Below are 22,550 nucleotides of genomic sequence, written 5' to 3' on the forward strand. Positions count from 1 at the left end.
CTCTTTGTTTGCACAGATTTATAGGCTTGCCCATGAAGCATGGATTGTCAGGGTTTTCATTAGCAATAGCCCTGTCATTAACAGTGACGGGGTGCGTAACTGAGCGTACCTATACAGGGACTGATATTCCGGTGTCGGAGCGAAAACTCGATAAAGTCGCGGCCGCCCGGGAGCGTATGCAGCTCGGTTTAACCTATCTTAATCGAGGTAACTCGGAACAAGCCAAGTACAATCTTGATAAAGCAATAGAATATGCGCCAGAGCTCGAAGATGTTCATGTGGCAATGGCCTATTACTACCAAACCGTGGGCGATTTAGTACGTACCGAACAGGCGTATCAAGACGCCATTAATACCAAGGACGCCTCTGGCGATTCCATGAATAACTTTGGGGTGTTTTTGTGCCAACAAAAGCAATACGACAAAGCTGAAAAAATGTTTTTGGCTGCAATAGAAATGCCCAAATATACACGTACCGCATCCAGTTATGAAAACTTAGGCCTTTGCAGCCGAGACGCGGGACGAGCAGAAAAGGCACGACAGTATTTTCAGATGGCGTTAAAGTATGACCCGAGACGCTCGGTGTCGTTACTGGAACTGGTTGAGCTTGGGATGAATAAAGGTGATTATATCGACGCGCGTAACCAATTAGCGCGTTATCACCAAGTGGCAGCCCAGACTCCGGAGAGTTTAACGCTCGGAATAAAAATTGAGCAGGCCTTGAATGATGATGCGGCTATGAAGCGATTTGGCATTTTATTGCTTGCCAAATTCCCCGCATCGTCTCAAGCCAAGCAATACAGAGTTAATTTGCATCAATGAAAGATAACGAAATAAACGCGTCAGTAGAACCTGTTACAGCAAATGAAGCTGAGTCGACGCCTGATGTAACACTCGGAAGTGTACTTAAATCGGCCCGTGAGCAGATGGGATTAAGTATTGCGCAGACCGCGGTGAAGCTGCATTTGCGCCCTGGTATTGTTGAAAATCTCGAAGCCGATGATTTTTCCAATATTGCCTCATCGACCTATGTTCGCGGCTATGTTAAAAATTATGCGCGTATGCTGGGGGTCGACAACGCCCTGATTGAGGCATGTCTTGCAAGACAAGTGCCCCTTGTGACACAGCCTCCGATGCAAAGCTTTTCCCGTAAGACGACTTATCAAGCTCGAGACACAAAATTAAAGTGGCTGAGCTTTTTTATCGTCATTGTTTTGCTTGGTCTGTTCGTGGTTTGGTGGATGCAGAGAGCGACACTCGTTACCCATGTGGACATCTCAAAACCCACTGCTGAAGAGGTAGCCGCAGCGAATCAAACCCTGCCAGGTGATGTCTTGCTAACTGAAACGGATGCAAGTGCACGTTTAAGTGAGATTGCAGTCAACGGCTCAATGGCGACCGATGGTCCGGTAAAAGATACCGATGTTAGCTCTATTGATCCCAACACCAACGTTATGACGGTAATGGAAGGCGAGCAAACGGCTAACTCAAGCAGCGAAGCTAGTCGCAATAGTGTTGCAAATAATGCTAACGAGCCTAAGCAGACTGTAACTGCATCAGGTGCGGTGCAAACGCCATCCAACGCTTCGACTGCAACCGTTCCGGTGCCAAACACCGCTGCTGCACAAACTCAAGTAACAGCTAATGCCAGTGCGACCAATGTCACCAGCTCAACGACGAACGCGCAAAATATGCCTGCTGTAGCTGGGCAATCAACGCTCAATATTCAACTGACGGGCGATTGTTGGATCAACATTGTCGATGCAAACGGTAAGGCGATTGTTGATGGCGTTCGTGGTGCAGGGGCAAATATTCAAGCTAGTGGTGTGCTGCCTTTTAAAGTGATCCTTGGTGCGCCGACAGTCGTTTCGAGTTTTACTGTTGATGGAAAAGCCATTAGTCTTGCTGAATTTCCTAAGGGTCGCGTTGCGCGTTTGACTATTCCACAGGCTTAAGTCTGGCACCTAACGCAGAGTACCGAAAAGAGCGTATTGAGTATGTATAACGAAACACCCATAAAGAGACGTCCTTCAACCCGCATTTATGTGGGTAATGTGCCCATCGGTGATGGTGCACCGATTGCTGTGCAGTCAATGACTAACACTAAGACCACCGACGTTGAGGCGACTGTTGCCCAAATTCGCGCCTTAGAGAAAGTTGGGGCCGATATTGTGCGTGTGTCTGTGCCAACGATGGACGCTGCTGAAGCCTTTAAACTGATTAAGCAATCTGTCTCTGTACCCTTAGTTGCGGATATCCATTTTGATTACCGCATCGCCTTAAAAGTGGCGGAGTACGGTGTGGATTGTTTGCGCATTAATCCCGGAAACATTGGCAACGAAGAACGTATTCGCAGTGTTGTTGAGTGCGCTCGTGATAAAAACATTCCAATTCGTATCGGTGTTAATGGCGGTTCATTAGAGAAAGATCTGATGGACAAATACAAAGAACCCACGCCAGAAGCCCTGCTCGAATCGGCCATGCGCCATGTGGATATTCTGGACCGTTTGAACTTTGATCAATTCAAGGTCAGCGTCAAAGCCTCCGATGTGTTCTTAGCGGTTGAATCCTACCGTTTATTAGCTAAGCAAATTCGTCAGCCATTACACCTAGGCATTACCGAAGCGGGTGGCGCGCGTGCGGGGGCGGTGAAATCAGCCGTCGGTTTAGGCATGCTGCTCGCCGAAGGTATTGGTGATACCTTGCGTATTTCCTTAGCGGCCGATCCGGTGGAAGAAATCAAAGTCGGCTTTGATATTTTAAAATCACTGCGTATTCGTAGCCGTGGCATTAACTTTATCGCTTGTCCTTCGTGCTCGCGCCAAGAGTTTGATGTGATAAGCACAGTTAACGAGCTAGAACGTCGCCTCGAAGATGTGACCACCGCGATGGATGTGTCGATCATCGGCTGTGTCGTCAATGGTCCTGGTGAAGCCTTAGTGTCCCATATTGGCTTGACAGGTGGTCATCGTAAGAGTGGTTATTACGATGAGGGCGAGCGTCAAAAAGAGCGTTTCGACAATGACAACTTAGTTGATTCTCTAGAGGCGAAAATTCGCGCTAAAGCAAGCCAGATGGCTAATCGCATTCAAGTTAAAGACACGACTGAGTAACTGACGCAGCCGAGTAACTCTACAGGTTAAGCGTTATAAAAACACTCAAGGCTTGAGCTAGACCTCGAAACCGACGGGGTCATTTTACGTTTTGTGTTGAACAGCCTATAATGCCTGACATTTTTTATTAATTTAGCGAAATCGGACGAGTCGATACAGTGGCAAAACAGATCCAAGCGATTCGCGGAATGAATGACATTCTGCCAACTCAAAGTCCTCTATGGCAAAAAGTGGAAGCGGTATTACGTTCAAGCGTTGCTGCTTACGGTTACAGCGAGATCCGCACTCCAATAGTGGAAAATACCGATCTTTTTAAACGCTCTATCGGTGAAGTGACTGATATTGTTGAAAAAGAAATGTATACCTTCGAAGACCGTAATGGCGATAGTCTGACGTTGCGCCCCGAAGGTACTGCTTCAACCGTGCGTGCTGGCAATGAGCATGGTCTGCTGTATAACCAAGAACAACGTTTGTGGTACATGGGCCCCATGTTCCGCCATGAGCGCCCGCAAAAAGGCCGTTACCGTCAATTCCATCAATTTGGTGTGGAAGTTTATGGTATTGGTAGCGCCGATATCGACGCTGAAGTGTTGATGTTATCCGCCCGTCTTTGGGAAAAGCTAGGGATCACTGAGCATGTGACGCTTGAGCTCAATACCTTAGGCGATCCTGCCGAGCGCGCCGCTTACCGTGAAGCGTTAATTGCCTTCTTAGAACAACATAAAGACAAATTAGACGAAGATAGCCAGCGCCGTATGTACAGTAATCCACTGCGCGTACTGGACTCGAAAGATCCACAAGTACAAAGCATCTTAGCCGATGCGCCTGCGCTGATGGATTACTTAGGCGAAGAATCTTCACAACATTTTGCACAATTGCGTGAACTCCTCGATGCGGTTGGCATCCAATACCGAGTTAACCCTCGCTTAGTCCGTGGTTTGGATTACTATAATCGTACGGTTTTTGAATGGGTTACCAATAGCTTAGGCTCTCAAGGCACTGTGCTTGCGGGTGGTCGCTATGATGGTTTAGTCGCGCAGCTGGGTGGTAAAGAAACACCTGCAGTGGGTTTTGCTATGGGATTAGAGCGCATCGTCCTACTACTCGAAACCTTAGCGCTGACACAGGATATCCCAGCAGAAGTGGATGTTTATGTTGCCGCTATGGGGGATAACTGCCTAGTTGAAGCCATTAAAGTGGCTCAAGAACTGCGCTCTGCATTGCCCACTCTGCGAGTCATGAGTCACTGTGGTGGTGGCAATCTGAAGAAACAAATGAAGCGTGCCGATAAAAGCGGCGCTCAAGTAGCCTTACTGATTGGCGAAGAAGAACTCGCCGAAGGTGTGGTTACGGTGAAATACTTACGCAATGACAACGAACAACAACGGGTCGCTCGAAATGCATTAAGCGCATTTTTAGCTGAACTTAGCAAATAAGGGGACGTGCGCGTGGAAATTTATAGCACAGAAGAACAACAAGTTGATGCTATCAAGCAGTTCTGGAAAGACTATGGGATCTCGATTGGGATCGGTGCGGTTGTTGGTTTAGGCGGCCTGTACGGTTGGAACACTTATTCCGACATGAAAATCGAGAAGGCTGAAGAAGCTTCACAGGCGTTCCAAGCATTAACCACCAAATCAAGCGATGAAGCTGCCATGCTCGCGGGTGTGGCTGAGTTTTCGAAAAATTACGACCAAAAGGGCTATCAAGCGCTGCTGGACTTGATCGTTGCGAAAACCGCGGTGGAAGCGAAAGATTTCCCTAAAGCGGAAGAAGCGTTAAAGAAAGTGATTGCCGCTAAGCCAGGCGCCGGATTAGACACCATTGCAACGCTGCGTTTGGCGCGTATTCAGGCTGAACAAGGTCAAGTTGACACTGCGTTAGCCACACTAGAGCAAGTGACTGATAAAGCCTTTTTAGCACAACGTGAAGAACTCAAAGGCGACTTCTTTGTACGTCAAGGCCAAGCTGATAAAGCTAAAACAGCTTATCAAGCTGCAATGGATAACGGTGGTGTTGTCACTAGCCCTGCACTTAAAATCAAACTTGATAACCTAAATCAAGCATAAGGGATCCCTTGATGAAGTCTTGGTGCAAGAACCTGCTAGCCGCTGGGTTAAGCCTAGCTATGTTATCCGCCTGTTCTTCTAGCGATGTGGAAGAAGAACCGGTAAGTGAGTTAACTGCGATTCAGGCGACAGTGTTTCCTGAAGTAAGTTGGAGCGCCTCTGTAGGTGACGGTGTCGGTGATTACTATTCTCGCCTTACCCCTGCAGTTCGTTACGGTAAAATTTTTGCAGCCGACCGTTATGGTGAAGTCGTGGCCTTTGACGAAGCCACGGGTGAACAGGTTTGGAAAAAAGATTTTAGCGAAGAGTTTCGTGATAATGCCTTAGCCAAAAACAAAGGCGCACGCTTAGCGGCGGGTATCACTGCCGCACGCAATAAACTCTTTATCGGCGGTGAGAGTGGTCTATTGGCTGCTCTGAATGCCGAAGATGGCCAAGTGCTATGGCATGTGATTGCGGGTGGTGAATTATTATCTAAGCCAACCGTGGCTGATGATGTTGTGGTGGTGAGTACTAGTTCTGGTTCACTTGAAGCCTATAACGTTGATACAGGTGCAAAACTGTGGGTCTATGACATGCAGTTACCTAATCTGACGCTCCGAGGTACAGGATCAGCAGCCTATGAAGCGGGTGGTTTCTTTATTGGTACCGCCGATGGCAAAGTGGCTGTTGTAGTGAAAAACAATGGTCAAGCTGCATGGGAACAAGCCATCTATAATCCAACGGGTGGCAGTGAGTTTACCCGTATGGCTGATGTGGATATGACGCCGCTGATCCTTGGCGACAACTTATATGCCGTCAGCTATAACGGTAACTTAGCCTCGATGGAATTACGTTCGGGACGAGTTGTTTGGTCACGTAAGTATTCAAGCTTCAATGAGTTAGCTACTGCGGGTTTAAGTTTGTTCTTGGTTGATGACCACAGTCGTATCTACTCGGTTGATAGACGTAACGGCTTAGAACTGTGGAGCAACTCTGAGCTGGTTAATCGCACGCTCACTTCACCAGAGGTGTATAAAGACTATTTAGTCGTGGGCGATTTTGAAGGTTATCTACACTTTATCGACCGCAGCACTGGTAGCATTGTTGGTCGCATCCAAGTGGACAGCGCTGGATTATTCAGCCAGCCATTAGTGGTGGATGATAAAATCTACGTGCAAGGTCGCAGCGGAAACTTGGCTGTTGTAACACTTCCCTAGTTAAAAGTGTTATCCTTGTAGAGCCCCTGGAAGTGTGTTCCGGGGGCTTTTTATTGAAAAGTTTTTTAGAGGCAAAATCATGATCCCTGTAGTGGCCCTTGTTGGTCGGCCGAACGTCGGTAAATCCACCTTATTTAACCGCCTTACGCGTACGCGTGATGCGCTGGTTGCTGACTTTCCTGGCCTAACACGTGACCGTAAATATGGTCGAGCATTCCTATCCGGCTATGAGTTTATCGTGGTGGATACCGGCGGTATCGACGGCACTGAAGAGGGGATCGAAACTAAGATGGCCGAGCAGTCCCTTGCCGCTATCGAAGAAGCCGATGTGGTGTTATTTATGACCGATGCGCGTGCCGGGTTAACCGCGGCGGATTTGTCTATCGCCCAGCATCTGCGTAGCCGCCAAAAAACCACCTTTGTGGTTGCTAACAAGATTGACGGTATTGACGCCGATTCTGCCTGTGCCGAATTTTGGTCTTTGGGGTTAGGTGAAGTCTATCAAATGGCTGCCGCCCAAGGCCGCGGTGTAACCAATATGATTGAGTACGCCTTAACTCCTTACGCTGAAGCCATGGGCATTGAGCGCCAAGGTGAAGAGGAAGAGGTCGATGAGCGTCAGTACACTGAAGAAGAAGCCGAAGCCGAGCAAAAACGTCTGCAGGACTTACCGATCAAACTCGCCATCATTGGTAAACCTAACGTAGGTAAATCGACCCTGACCAACCGTATCTTAGGTGAAGAGCGTGTGGTGGTTTACGACGAGCCTGGCACAACCCGCGACAGTATTTATATTCCGATGGAACGCGATGGTCGCGAATATGTGATTATTGATACTGCTGGGGTTCGCCGCCGCAGTAAAGTCCATGAAGTGATCGAAAAGTTCTCGGTGATTAAAACCCTCAAAGCGGTTGAAGATGCTAACGTGGTGTTGCTTATCATCGACGCCCGTGAAGGCGTTGCCGAGCAAGATCTTGGCCTATTAGGGTTTGCCCTAAACGCAGGCCGCGCGTTAGTGATTGCCGTTAACAAGTGGGATGGTATCGACCAGGGCATTAAAGACCGCGTTAAGAGTGAACTTGACCGCCGTTTAGGCTTTATCGACTTTGCTCGTATTCATTTTATTTCGGCGCTGCATGGCACGGGTGTTGGCCATCTGTTTGAGTCGATTGAAGAAGCTTACGACAGCGCGACTCGCCGCGTAAGTACCTCAATGCTGACCCGCATCATGCAAATGTCGCAGGATGACCATCAGCCGCCATTGGTGAACGGTCGCCGCGTGAAACTGAAATACGCCCACGCCGGTGGTTATAACCCACCAATTGTGGTTATTCACGGTAACCAAGTCAGTAAGCTACCGGATTCTTACAAGCGCTACATGATGAACTACTTCCGCCGTTCATTAAAAGTGGTCGGTACGCCAATCCAACTGCGTTTCCAAGAGGGTGATAACCCGTTTGAAAACAAAGTTGAAAAGCTGACTATGAGTCAAGAGCGTCGCCGTAAACGCGCCCTGAGTCATATTAAAGACCGCAAGGCCAAATAAGACTCAAGCGAAAAACCGAGTCATTTATTTAAGTGAATCAATAGAAAAGGAACCCTAGGGTTAACACCATTCACTTAAGAATGTTTTGAACGAACGGTCCTTTCTTTGGGCCGTTTTCTTTTTTCAGGCAGAATGTAACGTTTGACTCGTTCCCGCATGACCTTCAGCTTGGTTGGAATAGAACCCGGGGCTGCGATAGCACACCATAAAATTTCGTCCTGAATATCGCGTAACGCCATCACAAAACTGATGCGAAGTGGCGATACCTTCGCTTCTGTCGCGATTCGACTGATTTCAACGCGAACCAGATTATACCAATCGTATTAAATATCTGTTCATTCAGCGGGAGTTAAACGGGCTTTAGACAAGGCGAAGGCTTGAAGGCATAGTGGCGCTCTGTCGAAAGCCTTAAACGCAGTATAAAGCCCGTTCAACCCCGCCCTTCGGGAGCCTCACAGGCATCTCACTCCCGTGTTAAATTGACTTAAAAGGGAATAACCATTTCTTCGTCAATGCGCCTTGGATTGAGATGCCTGTGAGGCTCTGAACTGATTAGATATTTAATGTGATTGGTATTATATGCCAGCAACACGCCCCAGATTTCCTGGTACACACCATCCACAGATTGACTTCGCAGTAAAATACTATCTTCGAGCATCTGGTGCTTGAGTTCGGCGTAGCTGTTCTCGATTTCCCAGCGTTCAAAATACACATCCAGAATATCTTGAGCAGGATAAACACTCGTATCTGTCAGTGAACTCAGCACGCCTTGGATATGACGCTTGCTAGTCACTGGCGGGTAAAGAACTAACCGTGCGGTTCAATGCTCTGGCAGGCTTGGGACAAGCTTATGGACATGCGCAGATACAGCCATTTCCACTAAAAAAATCATGGTCGCTATAGCGATGAAGGATGTTGTACTTCGTGTTGCTTTTCAACGGCACCATCCAGTGGCTGCCACTCTGCGCCCGTTGCCAGTTAACCAGCAACTCGGCACTTAAATAACAGCGGTCAAAGATGGTCAGTGAATGGTTGGGGACTTTGCCGACTAACTGTTTTGCATAGGTCACTTCACCCTCTGTGCTTGGACCAAAGACTACATCGGGGATTAAGCGACTTCGCAGGGAACTCAGTGCACACAAGCGGGCAACTGGATACACAGTGCTGCGTGTTGCGCTATGTTTTATCCTGCCGAAATGTGTTGCCAGCTCATCGGTATCGGCGGTTCTGAACAGGGTACCATCAACGGAGAAAAGGTTAAGACCATGCCAAGTATCATGACTGTCTTCCTGCAAAGCCCAATGCTGAGCGGTAATGCCAAAGAGTTTTGCCAACGGTTCATACGTCAGTCGTTGGCGTGCCTGCGAAATTGCACTCGGTGCGACGGTATCACCTGCGGCGTTTTGCACACTCAAATCCAGTTTAGAGACAACTTCAGCAATCGAGCGGTCGCGAAACAGTCCCATCGCGACGACCAGCCAAACAACGAGTTTGGCAGGCAATTTACGTCGGCGAATGCTGGATTTATTTGTCAGTTCAAACGCTTGCTGAACCCATTCCAGCGGAATGGATTGCTGAAACGTACAGAGTGATTCGGGGACTGCGAATGAATCCGTATCAAGTAACCAATGTTGCAGCAAAAAATACCTTCATGACCGGACGGTGATGAGGGCATTCTGACTCAACCGATCAGCATAGAAAGTTGCTTAACTGATCGGTGTTAACCTTAGGGCGGTTTTTTGTGCCATAAACCGTCATGCTGCTGTGTAGTATTCCACTGTTACCCTAAATTTAATGGCCGGAGTAGAGTGAAATCCGCTGTAGTGTTTTCCCTTACTGAGTAAAAGGAGTTTTTCATGGCCAATATTTTAATCATCGCCGGTGATTTTGTTGAAGATTATGAGTTAATGGTGCCGTTTCAAGCCTTACAAATGGTGGGGCACTGTGTCACTGTCGTTTGCCCCGATAAAGTGGCGGGACAAACTATTAAAACGGCAATTCATGACTTTGAAGGCGACCAAACCTATACCGAAAAACCGGGCCACTTGTTTGCGCTTAATGGCAATTTTGCAGGCGCTAACGCGAGTGATTTTGATGCACTGTTGCTTCCCGGTGGTAGGGCGCCTGAGTATTTACGCCTAAATCCTGCCGTGATTGCCCTTGTTGCAGATTTTTCGGCGCAGGATAAACCAATTGCGGCTATTTGCCATGGAGCACAGTTACTGACGGCGGCCGATGTTATTCGAGGTAAAAAAGTGTCAGCTTATCCAGCCTGTGCGCCTGAAGTGAAACAAGCTGGAGCCGAGTATTGTGATATTGAAGTCACTGCGGCGATTACCGATGGCAAATTAGTTACCGCACCCGCATGGCCAGCGCATCCTGCATGGTTGGCGCAGTTTAACAAGTTATTGAATTAACGATACTCATCCAGCGTAATTTATGGCATAACAGTTCGGGTCGGGCTTAAGTGGTTTAACACTTAAGTTGTGCTAGGGGAGTGATATTGTGTGTGAAATTTATTCCGGTGCTGAACCTGAACTGTTTGAGCTCAAAACCCGCTCTATTAGGATCGATGGTGTGGTGACGAGCGTGCGCCTCGAGGCGATTTTTTGGCAGATTATTGAAGAGATTGCCGAGGATGCAGAGCTCAGTGTGGCGGTATTTTTAACCCGAATTTACCGCGAGGTGTTAGCGCGCCAAGGAGAGGTGGCCAATTTTGCCTCTTTACTGCGGGTTGCCTGCACAACCCATCTCAATCAAGGCCAGCGCTTGGTGCTTAAACCTAAGATGGCATTAAACGCTAAATCATCGTAAAGCTATGACCTGCAAATACGCTTAGCTCGCCAAGCTTTGTGTATATTTTTGGATGATTTGCTCCACTTTGCCATTGGCTTTTAGTTGGGCTATCGCTTGGTTGAGCGCGGGAAGCAAGTTGGCATGCTCCTTACGCAGCCTTATTACCAGTTCGCCATCGGAATGCACTGCTGCCAGCACAACGGGGATCCGCAGCTGAGTAGACCAATACAATGCGGGGTAATTACCGGCAATAATGGCATCGACTCTGTGTTTATCTAAGGCTTTGATCAGTTCTTGCTCTGAGGTAAAGTCTGCACGGATAAAATCCTGATCGTCATGATATAAATAACCGCGTACTGTACCTATTTCTTTGCCTTTTATCTGGCTTATCTCGTTATATTTACTGGCATTCTCTGGCAATGTGACCACATATTCAGTGATTTGCATTATTGGGGCCGATTTAACAAACAGTGGCCCTAAATCCTGTTTTTCAAACCAGCTCGGACTGACGATGTCAAAATCCAATAACCCTGTTTCTAGCGCATGATTGGTGCGTTTTGGCGACAGGGTGAGAATTTCAGCTTTGATTTCAGCCATATCTAAAATCATCGGGATAAGCTCAGTGATTATCCCCGGATCCTCAGCTTGATTACCGATAAAATAGGGATACCAAGAATAGGACCCAGTGATATTGTATTTGAGAGGTTCTGCAAAGGTGCTTTGCTGCGAAGTTAAACAAAGGGCGAACAAGGCAAATCGAACTAAGTGTTTATACTGCCAACATTGCTTAATCATATTGCCTTTATCCTAGTTGTCTCTGCGTTAGCCAAAGTCTATCCGATGGTCATTTTTCCGAAACTGGATGAACAAATGTTGATTGGGTCAAAATAAGCCACATCTACATATTCAAACTGTTTTACGCTTTTTGCTATTACACTTTAAGCCAATAGCAGACATAGGGCTGGAAGCTGATTCCGTGGATAAATCTGATAGGTTTTATGGTGTTTGATGAGGCTTGTTTTCTTATTACCTTGGCTGACAAGCAATCCATGGGAAAGGGCAATTCTGGTGAATAACTGCTCATCGGCACGGACATATAAGTTGATGGGGTTGATCAACTTATTATCTTGAATATGCTGGGTAAATTCTTTTACATCAATGACTAAACTAGATTGGCCATCGCCATCTAACTTCAGTTTTGTGTTAATTTCAGTATCGGTAAACACTAACCACTCGCACTCAGTTAACTCGGTAATCATGGCATTTAAGGCTGTGCCTAATTCGAGTGGTGAATTCTCAGCAGTTTGATATTGATAAACGATTCTCTCCAATAACCGCTTAAGTTCAGCGCCAGCCCCTTGGCTACGGGCCATACGGATCCACGTGGTCAGATCATCCGCAACCAGTTTAGAAAAGCGTTTTTCTTTTAGCGCTTCAACCATCCAGTTGCATAAAAAATGGCTTTCCTGTGCGGGAGTGCGTTGAGCTTTTTTGGCTTGAGCTGAGGTTGTTAAATCGGCAAGCCCTGCTAGCGCGAGTTCGAGTATGGCTTGATTATAGGTTTGAGAATTCATTGTGGCTCCGCCGCGGGCTAAAGGGATTGATCTGATAAAACTTGGGCGATGTTCATTGCGGCGGAAGTAGTTTAGCAAAGCAGCCGCTAAATCGATAACGATTCTTACCAACTGCGATGCCGTATTGTGGTTTATTCTGGCGAGCCTACTAGGCTTGCTGCGGTTAAAATCAATTTAGGCGCGGGCCTGACCTTGTAGTTAGGGTTCAAATATTGAAAGTGAATTAATCCTTTTTTATCAGCAATATAAATAGCAGGCACTGGCAGAACTAACCGTTTATCGCCTTCGGGCGTTGTCCAAAGAGGATTCTCCAGTTGTAAACGATTGGTGTAGGACTCAGTGACTTGTTTGCTGGTGTAAAATGCAATTCCAAAGGCTTGAGATGCAAGCATTTTTTCATCTGAAAGTAATAAGTATTTCAGCTCGTTTTTGGCCGCAGACGCCTTAAGCTGCGCGGGCGTATCCGGAGAAATTCCTACTAACTGAAAGCCCATTTCAATCAGTTTTGGCTCGATCGCCTTTAATTGTCCCATTTGGTTATTGCAAAACGGGCACCAGCCGCCGCGGTAAAAGAAGAAAATCGTGGGTTTTTGCTCAGTTAACTTAGTTAATTCGACCTCTTTGCCATTCAAATCTTGCAAGGTGATCGCGGGGATCTGCTCGCCATTTAGCAGCGGGCTAATGGAATATTCATCTTGAGCAATAGGTTGGGCTAAGGTCGTTAAACTGCTGAGTAATAGGGTGGTTGCCAGTAAAAAGCGCGGTAGTGTGGACTGCATTAGAACATCTCTCTTCGTAATTAGTTATTGTTTCAATTAAATATTTTCCTATTAACGGTAAACCGCCATTAGCCTGTGTACTTGGGGGACTGAGCATAGGTGGTACACTCATAAATAAGAACGGCGAGATGCGAAATTTATTGCAGTATTTGTTGTTATTTTTTTGGTGTAGTTTTTCCAGTGTTGACTGACCAGGCGTTTGGCAAGCCTGTTCTTTTTCCTTTAAAAGAGCCGCGTTTAATTTGCTTGGAATAACCACCGCTCACTCCTTGTTTCGCTGGCTCGATATGGCAAAACGAAAAATCTAAGCTCGAAACCTCAATACGCCTTAATAGATAGCCCGTTATTGGATCAATTTTACTGTCTGTTATGCCTGTGTTTGTCGAAGTGATACTATTGTGACCTCTATTAAGGTTTGGTTTTATCTTGTTAATTTGAACATATCTAATAGGAAAGAGGTTAATGGATAAGGGATTATTTAAGGCATTAAAGAAAGTCTATTATAAAAAATCATACCGAACAGATGAAAATGGCTACCAACAAAGAATAGATAATGGCGATGTGTTTGATGTTAAGACAGGCACAACATTTTATTCTTACCAAGGGTTGTCTGCTGCTGAAATTAAGCTAATTGAACAGAGTCAATATCCAGTCAACGAGCGTGTTAGATTCACCCATGATGAGGTCGTGCTTGCCTATAAAGCATTACTCACACAGCATAATTTGTCGCTGGAGAATCTATTAGCTGCCTATGTATGTGGTTTTTCGAGTTTCCCTCGCGGTAGGCAGCCGATACTGAGCTATTTATTTGCCAAAGCCTTGCCGGAACACTCGATGAACAACCATGGTGAGATTTGCCCTGTGTGTTCAATTAAAGACGTTAATTGGTTAGAGAAGGGTTACAAAATCTTTAGCTGTTATGCGGGCAGTGTGTGGAACGAACGTTGGGTGGGTAACCTCATAGAATTAGAGGAGTTTTGTACACTGCCCCCACGCAAACCTAGTGCAGATGATTTAGCGATTTTTTCAGCCTTAATCGACACTATCCGCCAAGCGCCTTTGGATGAAACGCCCGGTAAGTTGGAGCAAAGGGTAAAAAAAGCAAAAATCCTGCCTCAATTTGAAAAGTACAGTTTTCGTGGCCAGTTGATGGTTCTGGCTGAGCTTGGTGTGATGCCAAATTCCTATATCGCACCGCTCTATGAGGCTTTTACCCCATTTGATGAGATTTGTAATACCAAATATCCCGGCTGTGTCCGCTCTGATATTATTTTGCCACTCGCAGGTTGGCGCGGTGAAAACAGTATCAATGAGACAAGGTTTAAAACCTTATTCGGTAGCATGATGCCTGAAAAGCACTGTGAGTAAGGTGAGTGTTAAAGGGGGAATAAAAAAGCGTCCGTTTAAGGACGCTTTAACATTACTATTAGTATATTAAATCAGCGCGTTAAGATAGTTATCAACGCGACATTATTTGAGTTTTTTACCTTTGCTTGGTGCTTGGCCTACTTTCACTTTAACGCGGCGGCCCTGCATGCTTTTCTCGGCAATAATTTGCTCGCTGACATTGTCGAGTCGCTGTTGTTTCTTAGCGAAACTGCGGCGGGTTTGTAGCTGCTTTAACAACAAGTCACGGCTACCCACCTCATATCCAGGCACGGTAATGCGGCGAATTTTTTGGCCGATAAGTTTTTCAATATCCGCAAGGGTGCGTTCTTCTTCACGGCTTACAAATGAGATTGCCACGCCACTTTTACCTGCACGACCTGTACGGCCGATACGGTGAACATAATCTTCGGCAAGGAAGGGTAAGTCGAAGTTCACCACATACTCAAGGCTGGGAATATCTAAACCGCGGGCGGCCACTTCGGTCGCGACTAATACGCGCACTTTACCGGACACAAATTCACGCAGCGCACGGCGACGGCTACCTTGGGCCTTTTCACCGTGTACCACTTCAGAGGGAATACCGTCTAAGTTTAATTCTTTAACCAGAGTATCCGCCGCATCGCGCGTTGCGGTAAACACTAACACTTGTTGCCAGTTCTTTTTACCAATCAACTCAGATAACAGCTCGCGTTTACGACGCTGCTCTACTGGATACACCACTTGGCTTACAGTATCGGCGGTGGTGTTTTGTTTATCGGCGCTGATCACTTGGGGTTTGGCCATCATTTCGTTGGCCAGTTTTTTCACTGCGCTGGAGAAGGTGGCCGAAAACAGTAGGTTTTGACGCTTCTTATTGACCGCTTGGAGGATTTTTTGGATGTCGGCACTAAAGCCCATATCCAGCATGCGATCGGCTTCATCGAGCACTAAAAAGTCAACGCTAGACAGACTTAAGTTACAGGCGGTGAGGTGCTCGAGTAAACGGCCTGGGGTCGCGACAATAATATCGGCGCCGCGTTTTAACTTTTGGGCTTGAGTCTCAACTTTTACGCCGCCGTAAATTGTTAATACGCTGAAATTTAAATATTTGCTGTAGGCTTCAACGTTTTCTGCTACTTGGGCTGCAAGTTCACGGGTTGGGGTGAGTATGAGTACCCGAGTATTAGATTTTAAGGTTTCACTTGGGTTTTCAACCATCTTCTGCAGTATCGGCAGAGCGAAGGCGGCGGTTTTACCCGTGCCGGTTTGCGCGCTGGCGAGCACATCTTGGCCGCGGCGGATGGCGGGGATCGCTTGCTGCTGAATAGGTGTCATTTTTTGATAACCGCAATCTGAGATAGCGCGTAAAATCTCGGGGCAAAAACTAAAAGATTCAAATCTCATTTTGGATTCCTGTCATTCACTAATTCAATCATTCAAGCGCCTCACCCTATTGCAGACACTTTTTAACGCAAAGTATTCTGCTACAGGCGAACGTTAACGCACTTGTTTGTGCCTTTCTAACACTTAGCGGTCAGAAAAATGGCGGGCGCGGAGTATAGCAAAATTTTCGGTTAAAACCTGTACTTTTTAACCCTTTGGCGGTTTATGCCGATATTGCTGCTGTTTTGCTGATAATCAGCGGATTAACTTAGGGCGTGGTGTGGATAGAGGATACCGCGCCATTGTTTGTAGGCAATGGCGCAGCCGTGGGATTAGCCAAAGGCTCGGCGTAGGCCAAGTGCTTTTTCAGCACTGTGTTTTAAGTGATTGGCGGCATCGCCAATCTGATGCGTTGCCGCGAGGTTTTCACTGCTACTTTGGGTGATGAAATGAATATTGTTGGTGATTTCATGCACCACTTGGCGCTGCTGATCGGCGGCCACCGCATTTTGCTGAGCAAAGGTGTGGATCTCGCTGACTTCTTGGTAAATGGTGTTGACGTTTTCTGCAGAGGTTTGAATGTCGTTAGCGCAGAGCTCTGCATGTTGGCGGCTTTGCTCCATTTCCTTTGCCCACGCATTTAACATGCTGAACATTTTGTCGACACTCTGCGAAATACTGTTGGTTGATAATTGAGTGCGGCTCGACAGGGCACGCACTTCATCGGCCACTACCGCAAAGCCTCGTCCTTGTTCACCCGCCCTAGCAGCTTCAATGGCGGCATTGAGGGCAAGCAGGTTAGTTTGCTCGGCAATCGAATCAATCTCACCCATGGCACTGGCAACCCGTTCAGCTTCTTTATTAAGCAGATTGGCATTATTTGCGGCATTGGCGACGGATTTAGCCAGCAGTTCGACCTTTTGGGTATTGGCCTTCATATTCGCGCTGCTCTTTAGGCAGAGCTCATAGGCGGTATTAATGCTGGTGGAGGTTCGTTGGGTGTTTTGAGCGACTTCGGTAATCGTCGAACTCATTTCTTCCATTGCACTTGCCAGTTGTTCGAGCTGGTTTTTCTCTTGATCTAGGCTGGCATAAGTTTGTTCTGTGGTGACAACCAGTTGATCGGCTATCGCATGCAATTGATTAGCTTGATCTTGAGTGCGGCCAAGCACGCCATTCATCTTGGCTTGTAATAAAATTAATTGAAAATCGAGAATCGATGAAGTATCTGCTCCCGAGTAGATATAGCGACTAATCGAGTCGTATTTTGTTTGCATATCAATCAACTTAGCCGGAATACGAAAGGCCTCATCGTAGAAGATGGCTAAGTTAAGGCCCATTAAAATCGCGCCTGCGATAATCACACCCCAACCCCAAAAGTAACCCGCAATCAGTAATCCTGTCGAGGCGACAACGGCTGATACAGCACGTTTTTGCATCAAACTTAGTGGTTTGGGGATTGGTTTGTTGTGTAATAACCGGCGGTAAATCGCTGTGGCTTTAGATACATAGGCCGCCTGTGGCTGCAGACGCACCGACTGGTAACCAACGATAGTGCCATTCTCAAAGATAGGAGACACAAAGGCATCGACCCAATAAAAATCGCCATTTTTACAGCGATTTTTAACTATACCACGCCAAGATTGGCCCGATTTTAGCTTTTCCCACATCTCTTTAAAGGCGGCACTGGGCATATCGGGGTGGCGTACTTTGTTGTGGGGATGTCCAATTAATTCGTCAGCACTGTAGCCTGAGACTTCTGCAAAGCGTTGGTTAACATAGGTAATAATCCCGCGAGTATTGGTTGTGGAAATTAACTCATCTTGAGGCGTTAGGCGGATTTCCTGTGCATTGCTGTGGGTAATTTTACTGCGGCTAGTGTTACTCAGGCTCATTTAGTGTGTCCATTCAGGGCCGATGCTATGAATTAGGGTAAATGTAATGGTAAAGCTTGCGCCGACTCTCATTGGTGTCGGCTAGTTATGTGACAATGGTATCATTTTGTGTGGGTGTTGGAGAGTGGTTTTTAGCGTTACCCATAAGAAAAGTAATGCATTTTTATTTTTCTAACTTTTTAAAAATATTAGTTTTTTATTATGGTTTAAACGAGTGTTTATCCTGTCTATTGCCAAATTTAGTGTGATATCTACTTTAGTGTTAGCGATTTTTTTTCAGGAAAAATAACGCTAGATTCACAACGCGCCCTAAAATTTTTTACTAAGCTTTTTAACACATTGGGAATATTGCTAAGTCATATGGGTTTACATGGTTTTTATTGGGCTTACGCAAGACAAAAATGTTTTCAGATAGATAAGCTCGAGAGTTCTAAAGGTAAGACGATTAAGGGCTTTAGACCATTTACAAGGTAGTATTGGATTGCAAAAGGATTTTTATGGCTAGAGCAGAGCCGAGAGAATTTACCCGTTATACATCCGGTCTTTCCCATTGGCGCAGATTGATTTTTAAGCGGTTATTTTGGTTTCTTGCCATTCTCTGTGTGCCTGTGTACATCACCAGTGTTTACCTTTGTATTGTTGCCAATTTATGGGGCATGGTGATTTTTGATACCATCGCGTATCTGTTTTTAATGTTATTGCTGTTGTACCCGCATTTTTCAGATCGGATGCGTTTGGGCTGTGGATGCGTGCTTACCTACGCCATTGGCGTTGGGTTTCTTATTGCGATAGGACCGTCTGGGGCTGGGTTTTTCTGGTTATTTATTTTTCCTCCACTCAGTAGCATTTTTTTAGGTGCTAAGGCGAGTATCTATGCCCAAGTAATTAATGGGATAAGCTTAATTTTGATTGGTGTGGCTTATCATCTGGAGTGGCTGATTTGGCCTGTCACGGAAGGTTATCACCTTGGTATTTGGGCTGTGGTCGCAATCAATTTTTTAGTGACCAATGCGATGGTTACCTTAACCGTGGCTTATCTGCTCGGTAAGTTAAGCTCTTCTCTTGATTCAACGTTGGCCTCTCGGCAAGCGACCGTGCTCGGCTTAGCAAAGCTTGCCGAGTATCGTGATAATGAAACTGGGGCGCATTTATTAAGGATGCGGCAATACTCTAAAATGTTAGCGGCCCAGCGTATGTTGGCCGAAAATCCACCACCAGAGTTAGACGAAGATTTTATTCAAGACATTAGTCTCTCGGCAATTTTGCATGATATCGGCAAAGTGGGCATAGCCGATGCGATTTTGCTAAAGCCAGGTCGATTAACACCCGAAGAGTTCGAACAAATAAAAGCACACCCCATGATCGGTGGGCAGGTGCTAGCCAGTTTATTAGAATATGCTCCCCGATGTACGTTTATTACGATGGGGAGGGACATTGCTTCTGGCCACCATGAGAAATGGGATGGAAGTGGTTATCCACTCGGATTAAAAGAAGAAAATATCCCATTGTCGGCAAGGATAGTCGCACTTGTTGATGTGTATGATGCGTTAACGTCACCACGCTGTTACAAGCGACCCTTTAGCCATGAAGAAGCACTCGCCTTGATCCTTGAGGGGCGTGCGAAACATTTTGACCCAGCCTTAGTCGATTGTTTTATGCAAATTCATACTGAGTTTGAGGTGTTGTCAAAAGCGTCGTTACATGATGATCCTCAGTTAACGGTGGCACAACCTAAAACGTTGTAACCTCAATACGCTAAAACAATAAACCCAAGACTGATTGTCTTGGGCTTATGTGGTTTGGGTTTTTAACGATGAGTGATTAAATGGCTTTTGTCGCCTGTGTGAGCCACTCAAGTTCACTGCCAGACATCAAAGGCGACAGGGTATTAAACACTTTCTGATGGTAAGTATTAAACCAGTCGATTTCGCCTTGGGTTAACAAGCTCTTATCGATAAGGCGTGCATCCATTGGGATCAGTGTTAAGGCATCAAATTCATACATTTCACGTTCGGCGCCCTTTAATGCTTCACAATGCTGCACCACCACTAGGTTTTCTAAGCGAATGCCGAAGCTGTCGGCGCGGTAATAACCGGGTTCGTTGGATAACACCATGCCAGGTATTAAGGCGATGGCATTGAGGTTTTTACCGATGCGCTGCGGACCTTCATGCACACTTAGGAAATGGCCGACGCCATGGCCTGTGCCGTGGTCGTAATCAAATCCATGTTGCCACAGATATTGGCGGGCAAAGGCATCGAGTTGTTGGCCTGTCGTGCCTTTAGGATAGCGGGCTTGGTCCAAGGCGATATGGCCTTTAAGTACCAGTGTCACCATCTTTTTCTGTTCATCACTCACTTCGCCAATGGCGATAGTTCGGGTTACGTCCGTGGTGCCATCAATATACTGAGCACCAGAATCCACTAAGTAGATGCTGTTCATCGTCATCAGCGCAGGCGTGCCATTGTTATGGTTATAGTGACACATGGCCGCATTGGCGCCAGCAGCGGAGATGGTGTCGAAGCTTGGCTCGCGATACTTGGGATCTTCGAGGCGGAAACTTTCTAACTTGTCGGCAAGAGTGGCTTCATCGTGCAGACGATTAGCCGCGACTTCGGCATCGAGCCAAGCAAGAAAACGACTGACCGCAACACCATCACGGATGTGGCTGGCACGCATACCTGCTAATTCGGCGGCATTTTTTTGGGCTTTAGGCAGAGAGACGGGGTCGATACCGGCAATCAATTTGGCGCCTGCATCGCGGGCGAGATTTTGCGCCCAAGCGTTAGCAGAGTTGGGATCGGCCAGCAGTTTCACGCCCTGCAAACTTGCCAAGGTATCTGCAAGGGCAGCTTCGCTGTTAAAGCTCACACCCGCTCCAACGTGTTCCTCAATGCCTTCAGGGAGTTTGCTTAAATCGGTAAACAGTTGCATATCACCATTGGCATGAAGCAGGGCGCAGCCGAGCACGACAGGGAGGCGAGGTACATCATTGCCACGGATATTGAGCAGCCAGCAGAAGGAATCTAATGCGGCGATCAGCGCGACATCGGCGCCCGCTTTTTTGACTAAGGCACCAATCTCGGTACGCTTTTGCAAGCTGGTTTTGCCAGCACTGTCGTTACTAAATAAGGTGATAGCTGCGCTCGACGGCGCAGGTCGATTTTGCCAGTGCTTATCAATAGGATTTTGCTCTACGGCCACTAACTCTATTTGTGCTTTGGCAAGTGTGGCTTTGGCGTTTTCAAACCAGGCTAAAGTGTGTAAACGGGCATCAAATCCAACGCGTGCACCTGCGGGTAACGTGTCGCATAGCCATTCGACTTGCGGCGTGTCGGTCAGGCTTTCATAGCTAAAAAGGTTAGCATCGACTTGTAAACGCACTTGTACCGTATAACGACCATCGGTAAAAATGGCGGCTTTGTCTTTTAGGACAATCGCCATGCCCGCCGAACCCGTAAAATCCGTCGCCCAGTAAAGACGCTCGTTGTGTTCTGGCACATATTCCCCTAAATATTCATCAGCGCGGGGGATGATAAAGGCATCTAGGTTGGCGTTTGCTAGCTCACTACGAATAGCGGCAAGACGGTTGGCAATCTTATTGTGTGACGACGATGGTAACGACATAGGGGCTCCAAATGATGGCATTGACTACAGAGGTAGGCTGCCAAATTATCATGGGTAATGCTGGCAAAAAGGATGCAAATTGACGGCGATTATCGCAAGCTCAGCAACTAAGATGCAAGATATGGAATAAAGGATTTTGTATACAATTTTGTGTTTTAGCCGACATTTTGTGAGCAAAATGGCTGTGATCTTTCGCAAACAATTAAATTGAACTGTTAGCTTTATCACTCAAAAGTCGTTACTAATTCTTACAAATTAGATACTTAACTTTTATTCAATCGCCAATATTGGCCCATTATGCTAACATTCGCCATCTCCGCTCGGGGTCAGAGGGGAGCACATGTATCAGTGGAGTTGGCGATGCAAACATTAACAATAGACGTGGGCGGTAGCAAAGCCCTGTTCGAACTTCAACTCAAGGGGCATACAGAACAATATAAAATCCCCACGGGTGAAGGCTTTAAAATTGAAGACTTAAATAATCAAATCGCGGCACTAGAACGGGATTATGATTTACAGCATTACCATTTAGCGATCGCTGTACCAGGACTTGTACAACAGAATCGTTTGGTATCCTGTAAATCCTTGCCTGGTCTGAATGGACTGAGTTTTGATACCTTGAAAACCCAAGGTCAACTTAAGTTTATCTGCAATGATATTGACGCGGGAATGCAGGCAACCTGTGACGAAAAATATGCCTGTGAGTTGTTAGTCATGTGTGGCACCGGTATCGGTATGTCGATTGCGTTTAACGGCAAAGCATTTACTGGTGCAACTGGGGTCGCAGGTGAATTAGGGCATTGCCGGGTGATGACTGAGTCGGGTGAGTTTAGTTTAGAGCAACTCGCCAGTGGTGATTCTATCCGTAGTCGTAAGATTTCCACTGCCGATGATTTATACCGTTCTGGCACCTATCTCGGTATGGGATTGGCGTGGGCAGTAAATCTCTTTAATCCCAATCGGATCTGGTTAGCAGGCGGCATGATGAACAGTGCGCCCTACTATAAAGGGTGTCTGGATAGCTTAAGACGCATGGCCTTAAGTGCGCCATTAGCCGAAATGAAGATTAATCGCGTTGATGATATGGAAACCTTGGTTTGCCGTGGTTTATCAGTGATCTTGGCAAGGGATTTTTCGGATAAGGCTGATTTGTAAAAAGTAGAGATGGAAATAAACGAAAGCCCTGCAATGCAGGGCTTTGT

20 protein-coding genes are annotated in these 22,550 nt (G+C 46.6%); 12 read left to right on the forward strand and 8 right to left on the reverse strand.

All coding sequences use genetic code 11. From position 1 onward, the window contains the following. Positions 1-32: 32 nt before the first annotated feature. From pilW to der, 7 genes are all read left to right on the forward strand, one after another. On the forward strand, positions 33-821 hold the full coding sequence (pilW, locus tag H9J30_RS15320) for a type IV pilus biogenesis/stability protein PilW (RefSeq protein ID WP_240131774.1): 789 nt from the start codon (positions 33-35) through the stop codon (positions 819-821). Then, on the forward strand, positions 818-1,954 hold the full coding sequence (locus tag H9J30_RS15325; protein WP_240131775.1) for a RodZ domain-containing protein: 1,137 nt from the start codon (positions 818-820) through the stop codon (positions 1,952-1,954). Before pilW ends, H9J30_RS15325 begins: the two co-directional genes overlap by 4 nt. Positions 1,955-1,996: 42 nt before the next feature. Beyond that, positions 1,997-3,112 carry a flavodoxin-dependent (E)-4-hydroxy-3-methylbut-2-enyl-diphosphate synthase gene (ispG, locus tag H9J30_RS15330; protein ID WP_011073188.1) on the forward strand — a complete coding sequence of 372 codons (1,116 nt, stop codon included), beginning with the start codon at positions 1,997-1,999 and terminating at the stop codon, positions 3,110-3,112. A 158-nt stretch (positions 3,113-3,270) separates the two neighbouring features. Continuing rightward, positions 3,271-4,548 (forward strand): histidine--tRNA ligase, encoded by a 1,278-nt coding sequence (hisS, locus tag H9J30_RS15335; RefSeq protein ID WP_240131776.1) that lies wholly within the window; start codon positions 3,271-3,273, stop codon positions 4,546-4,548. Between the two features lie 12 nt (positions 4,549-4,560). Continuing rightward, on the forward strand, positions 4,561-5,181 hold the full coding sequence (locus H9J30_RS15340; RefSeq protein ID WP_240131777.1) for a tetratricopeptide repeat protein: 621 nt from the start codon (positions 4,561-4,563) through the stop codon (positions 5,179-5,181). 11 nt (positions 5,182-5,192) lie between these two features. After that, the gene (bamB, locus tag H9J30_RS15345; protein WP_240131778.1) at positions 5,193-6,380 is read left to right on the forward strand and encodes an outer membrane protein assembly factor BamB; all 1,188 of its coding nucleotides are present in this window, start codon (positions 5,193-5,195) and stop codon (positions 6,378-6,380) included. Positions 6,381-6,459: 79 nt separating this feature from the next. Further along, complete coding sequence (gene der / locus H9J30_RS15350) at positions 6,460-7,926, forward strand: ribosome biogenesis GTPase Der (protein ID WP_037420678.1); 1,467 nt, start codon at positions 6,460-6,462, stop codon at positions 7,924-7,926. Positions 7,927-8,410: 484 nt separating this feature from the next. Here der and H9J30_RS21650 read toward each other — a convergent pair whose 3' ends face one another. Together H9J30_RS21650 and H9J30_RS15360 are read right to left on the reverse strand one after the other, a co-directional pair. Beyond that, complete coding sequence (locus H9J30_RS21650) at positions 8,411-8,719, reverse strand: transposase (RefSeq protein ID WP_345796063.1); 309 nt, start codon at positions 8,717-8,719, stop codon at positions 8,411-8,413. A 55-nt stretch (positions 8,720-8,774) separates the two neighbouring features. Then, on the reverse strand, positions 8,775-9,566 hold the full coding sequence (locus H9J30_RS15360; protein ID WP_275679638.1) for an IS4 family transposase: 792 nt from the start codon (positions 9,564-9,566) through the stop codon (positions 8,775-8,777). Positions 9,567-9,782: 216 nt separating this feature from the next. On the opposite strand from H9J30_RS15360, the gene H9J30_RS15365 reads away from it, so the two are divergent. Together H9J30_RS15365 and H9J30_RS15370 are read left to right on the forward strand one after the other, a co-directional pair. Beyond that, on the forward strand, positions 9,783-10,343 hold the full coding sequence (locus H9J30_RS15365; protein ID WP_240131779.1) for a DJ-1/PfpI family protein: 561 nt from the start codon (positions 9,783-9,785) through the stop codon (positions 10,341-10,343). 88 nt (positions 10,344-10,431) lie between these two features. After that, on the forward strand, positions 10,432-10,740 hold the full coding sequence (locus H9J30_RS15370) for a ribbon-helix-helix domain-containing protein (protein WP_240131780.1): 309 nt from the start codon (positions 10,432-10,434) through the stop codon (positions 10,738-10,740). 21 nt (positions 10,741-10,761) lie between these two features. Here the strand turns inward: H9J30_RS15370 and H9J30_RS15375 are convergent, their stop codons facing one another. The 3 genes from H9J30_RS15375 to H9J30_RS15385 all read right to left on the reverse strand — a co-directional run bounded on the left by H9J30_RS15375 (position 10,762) and on the right by H9J30_RS15385 (position 13,075). Next, positions 10,762-11,517, reverse strand: a complete 756-nt coding sequence (locus tag H9J30_RS15375; protein WP_240131781.1) for a substrate-binding periplasmic protein — start codon at positions 11,515-11,517, stop codon at positions 10,762-10,764. 143 nt (positions 11,518-11,660) lie between these two features. After that, on the reverse strand, positions 11,661-12,296 hold the full coding sequence (locus H9J30_RS15380) for a DUF2913 family protein (RefSeq protein WP_240131782.1): 636 nt from the start codon (positions 12,294-12,296) through the stop codon (positions 11,661-11,663). Positions 12,297-12,427: 131 nt separating this feature from the next. Continuing rightward, positions 12,428-13,075, reverse strand: coding sequence for a peroxiredoxin-like family protein (locus H9J30_RS15385; protein ID WP_240131783.1), 648 nt, complete (start codon positions 13,073-13,075; stop codon positions 12,428-12,430). Between the two features lie 462 nt (positions 13,076-13,537). Here H9J30_RS15385 and H9J30_RS15390 point away from each other — a divergent pair, with 462 nt between their 5' ends. Continuing rightward, positions 13,538-14,443, forward strand: a complete 906-nt coding sequence (locus tag H9J30_RS15390) for a hypothetical protein (RefSeq protein ID WP_240131784.1) — start codon at positions 13,538-13,540, stop codon at positions 14,441-14,443. A gap of 102 nt (positions 14,444-14,545) precedes the next feature. Here the strand turns inward: H9J30_RS15390 and H9J30_RS15395 are convergent, their stop codons facing one another. Then, a complete protein-coding gene (locus tag H9J30_RS15395; RefSeq protein WP_240131785.1) occupies positions 14,546-15,847 on the reverse strand; it encodes a DEAD/DEAH box helicase in 1,302 nt (433 codons plus the stop codon). A gap of 311 nt (positions 15,848-16,158) precedes the next feature. Beyond that, positions 16,159-17,721, reverse strand: coding sequence for a methyl-accepting chemotaxis protein (locus H9J30_RS15400; RefSeq protein WP_240131786.1), 1,563 nt, complete (start codon positions 17,719-17,721; stop codon positions 16,159-16,161). 497 nt (positions 17,722-18,218) lie between these two features. Here H9J30_RS15400 and H9J30_RS15405 point away from each other — a divergent pair, with 497 nt between their 5' ends. Next, the gene (locus H9J30_RS15405; RefSeq protein ID WP_240131787.1) at positions 18,219-19,466 is read left to right on the forward strand and encodes an HD-GYP domain-containing protein; all 1,248 of its coding nucleotides are present in this window, start codon (positions 18,219-18,221) and stop codon (positions 19,464-19,466) included. 76 nt (positions 19,467-19,542) lie between these two features. Here H9J30_RS15405 and H9J30_RS15410 read toward each other — a convergent pair whose 3' ends face one another. Then, complete coding sequence (locus tag H9J30_RS15410) at positions 19,543-21,348, reverse strand: aminopeptidase P family protein (RefSeq protein WP_240131788.1); 1,806 nt, start codon at positions 21,346-21,348, stop codon at positions 19,543-19,545. Positions 21,349-21,708: 360 nt separating this feature from the next. Between H9J30_RS15410 and H9J30_RS15415 the strand changes: the two genes are divergently transcribed. Then, positions 21,709-22,503, forward strand: coding sequence for an ROK family protein (locus H9J30_RS15415; protein ID WP_011071596.1), 795 nt, complete (start codon positions 21,709-21,711; stop codon positions 22,501-22,503). Positions 22,504-22,550: the final 47 nt, after the last annotated feature.

It is taken from the genome of Shewanella cutis, assembly GCF_022410515.1.
GTDB lineage: Bacteria > Pseudomonadota > Gammaproteobacteria > Enterobacterales > Shewanellaceae > Shewanella > Shewanella cutis.

Bases quoted from the DNA above. Each gene is read 5' to 3' on its own strand.
- H9J30_RS15380 (WP_240131782.1), bottom strand. From the start codon at position 12,296: ATGAATTCTCAAACCTATAATCAAGCCATACTCGAACTCGCGCTAGCA.
- H9J30_RS15390 (WP_240131784.1), top strand. From the start codon at position 13,538: ATGGATAAGGGATTATTTAAGGCATTAAAGAAAGTCTATTATAAAAAA.
- bamB (WP_240131778.1), top strand. From the start codon at position 5,193: ATGAAGTCTTGGTGCAAGAACCTGCTAGCCGCTGGGTTAAGCCTAGCT.
- H9J30_RS15325 (WP_240131775.1), top strand. From the start codon at position 818: ATGAAAGATAACGAAATAAACGCGTCAGTAGAACCTGTTACAGCAAAT.
- H9J30_RS15395 (WP_240131785.1), bottom strand. From the start codon at position 15,847: ATGAGATTTGAATCTTTTAGTTTTTGCCCCGAGATTTTACGCGCTATC.
- ispG (WP_011073188.1), top strand. From the start codon at position 1,997: ATGTATAACGAAACACCCATAAAGAGACGTCCTTCAACCCGCATTTAT.
- H9J30_RS15385 (WP_240131783.1), bottom strand. From the start codon at position 13,075: ATGCAGTCCACACTACCGCGCTTTTTACTGGCAACCACCCTATTACTC.
- pilW (WP_240131774.1), top strand. From the start codon at position 33: ATGAAGCATGGATTGTCAGGGTTTTCATTAGCAATAGCCCTGTCATTA.
- H9J30_RS15375 (WP_240131781.1), bottom strand. From the start codon at position 11,517: ATGATTAAGCAATGTTGGCAGTATAAACACTTAGTTCGATTTGCCTTG.
- H9J30_RS15415 (WP_011071596.1), top strand. From the start codon at position 21,709: ATGCAAACATTAACAATAGACGTGGGCGGTAGCAAAGCCCTGTTCGAA.
- H9J30_RS15365 (WP_240131779.1), top strand. From the start codon at position 9,783: ATGGCCAATATTTTAATCATCGCCGGTGATTTTGTTGAAGATTATGAG.
- H9J30_RS15400 (WP_240131786.1), bottom strand. From the start codon at position 17,721: ATGAGCCTGAGTAACACTAGCCGCAGTAAAATTACCCACAGCAATGCA.
- der (WP_037420678.1), top strand. From the start codon at position 6,460: ATGATCCCTGTAGTGGCCCTTGTTGGTCGGCCGAACGTCGGTAAATCC.
- H9J30_RS15410 (WP_240131788.1), bottom strand. From the start codon at position 21,348: ATGTCGTTACCATCGTCGTCACACAATAAGATTGCCAACCGTCTTGCC.
- H9J30_RS15405 (WP_240131787.1), top strand. From the start codon at position 18,219: ATGGCTAGAGCAGAGCCGAGAGAATTTACCCGTTATACATCCGGTCTT.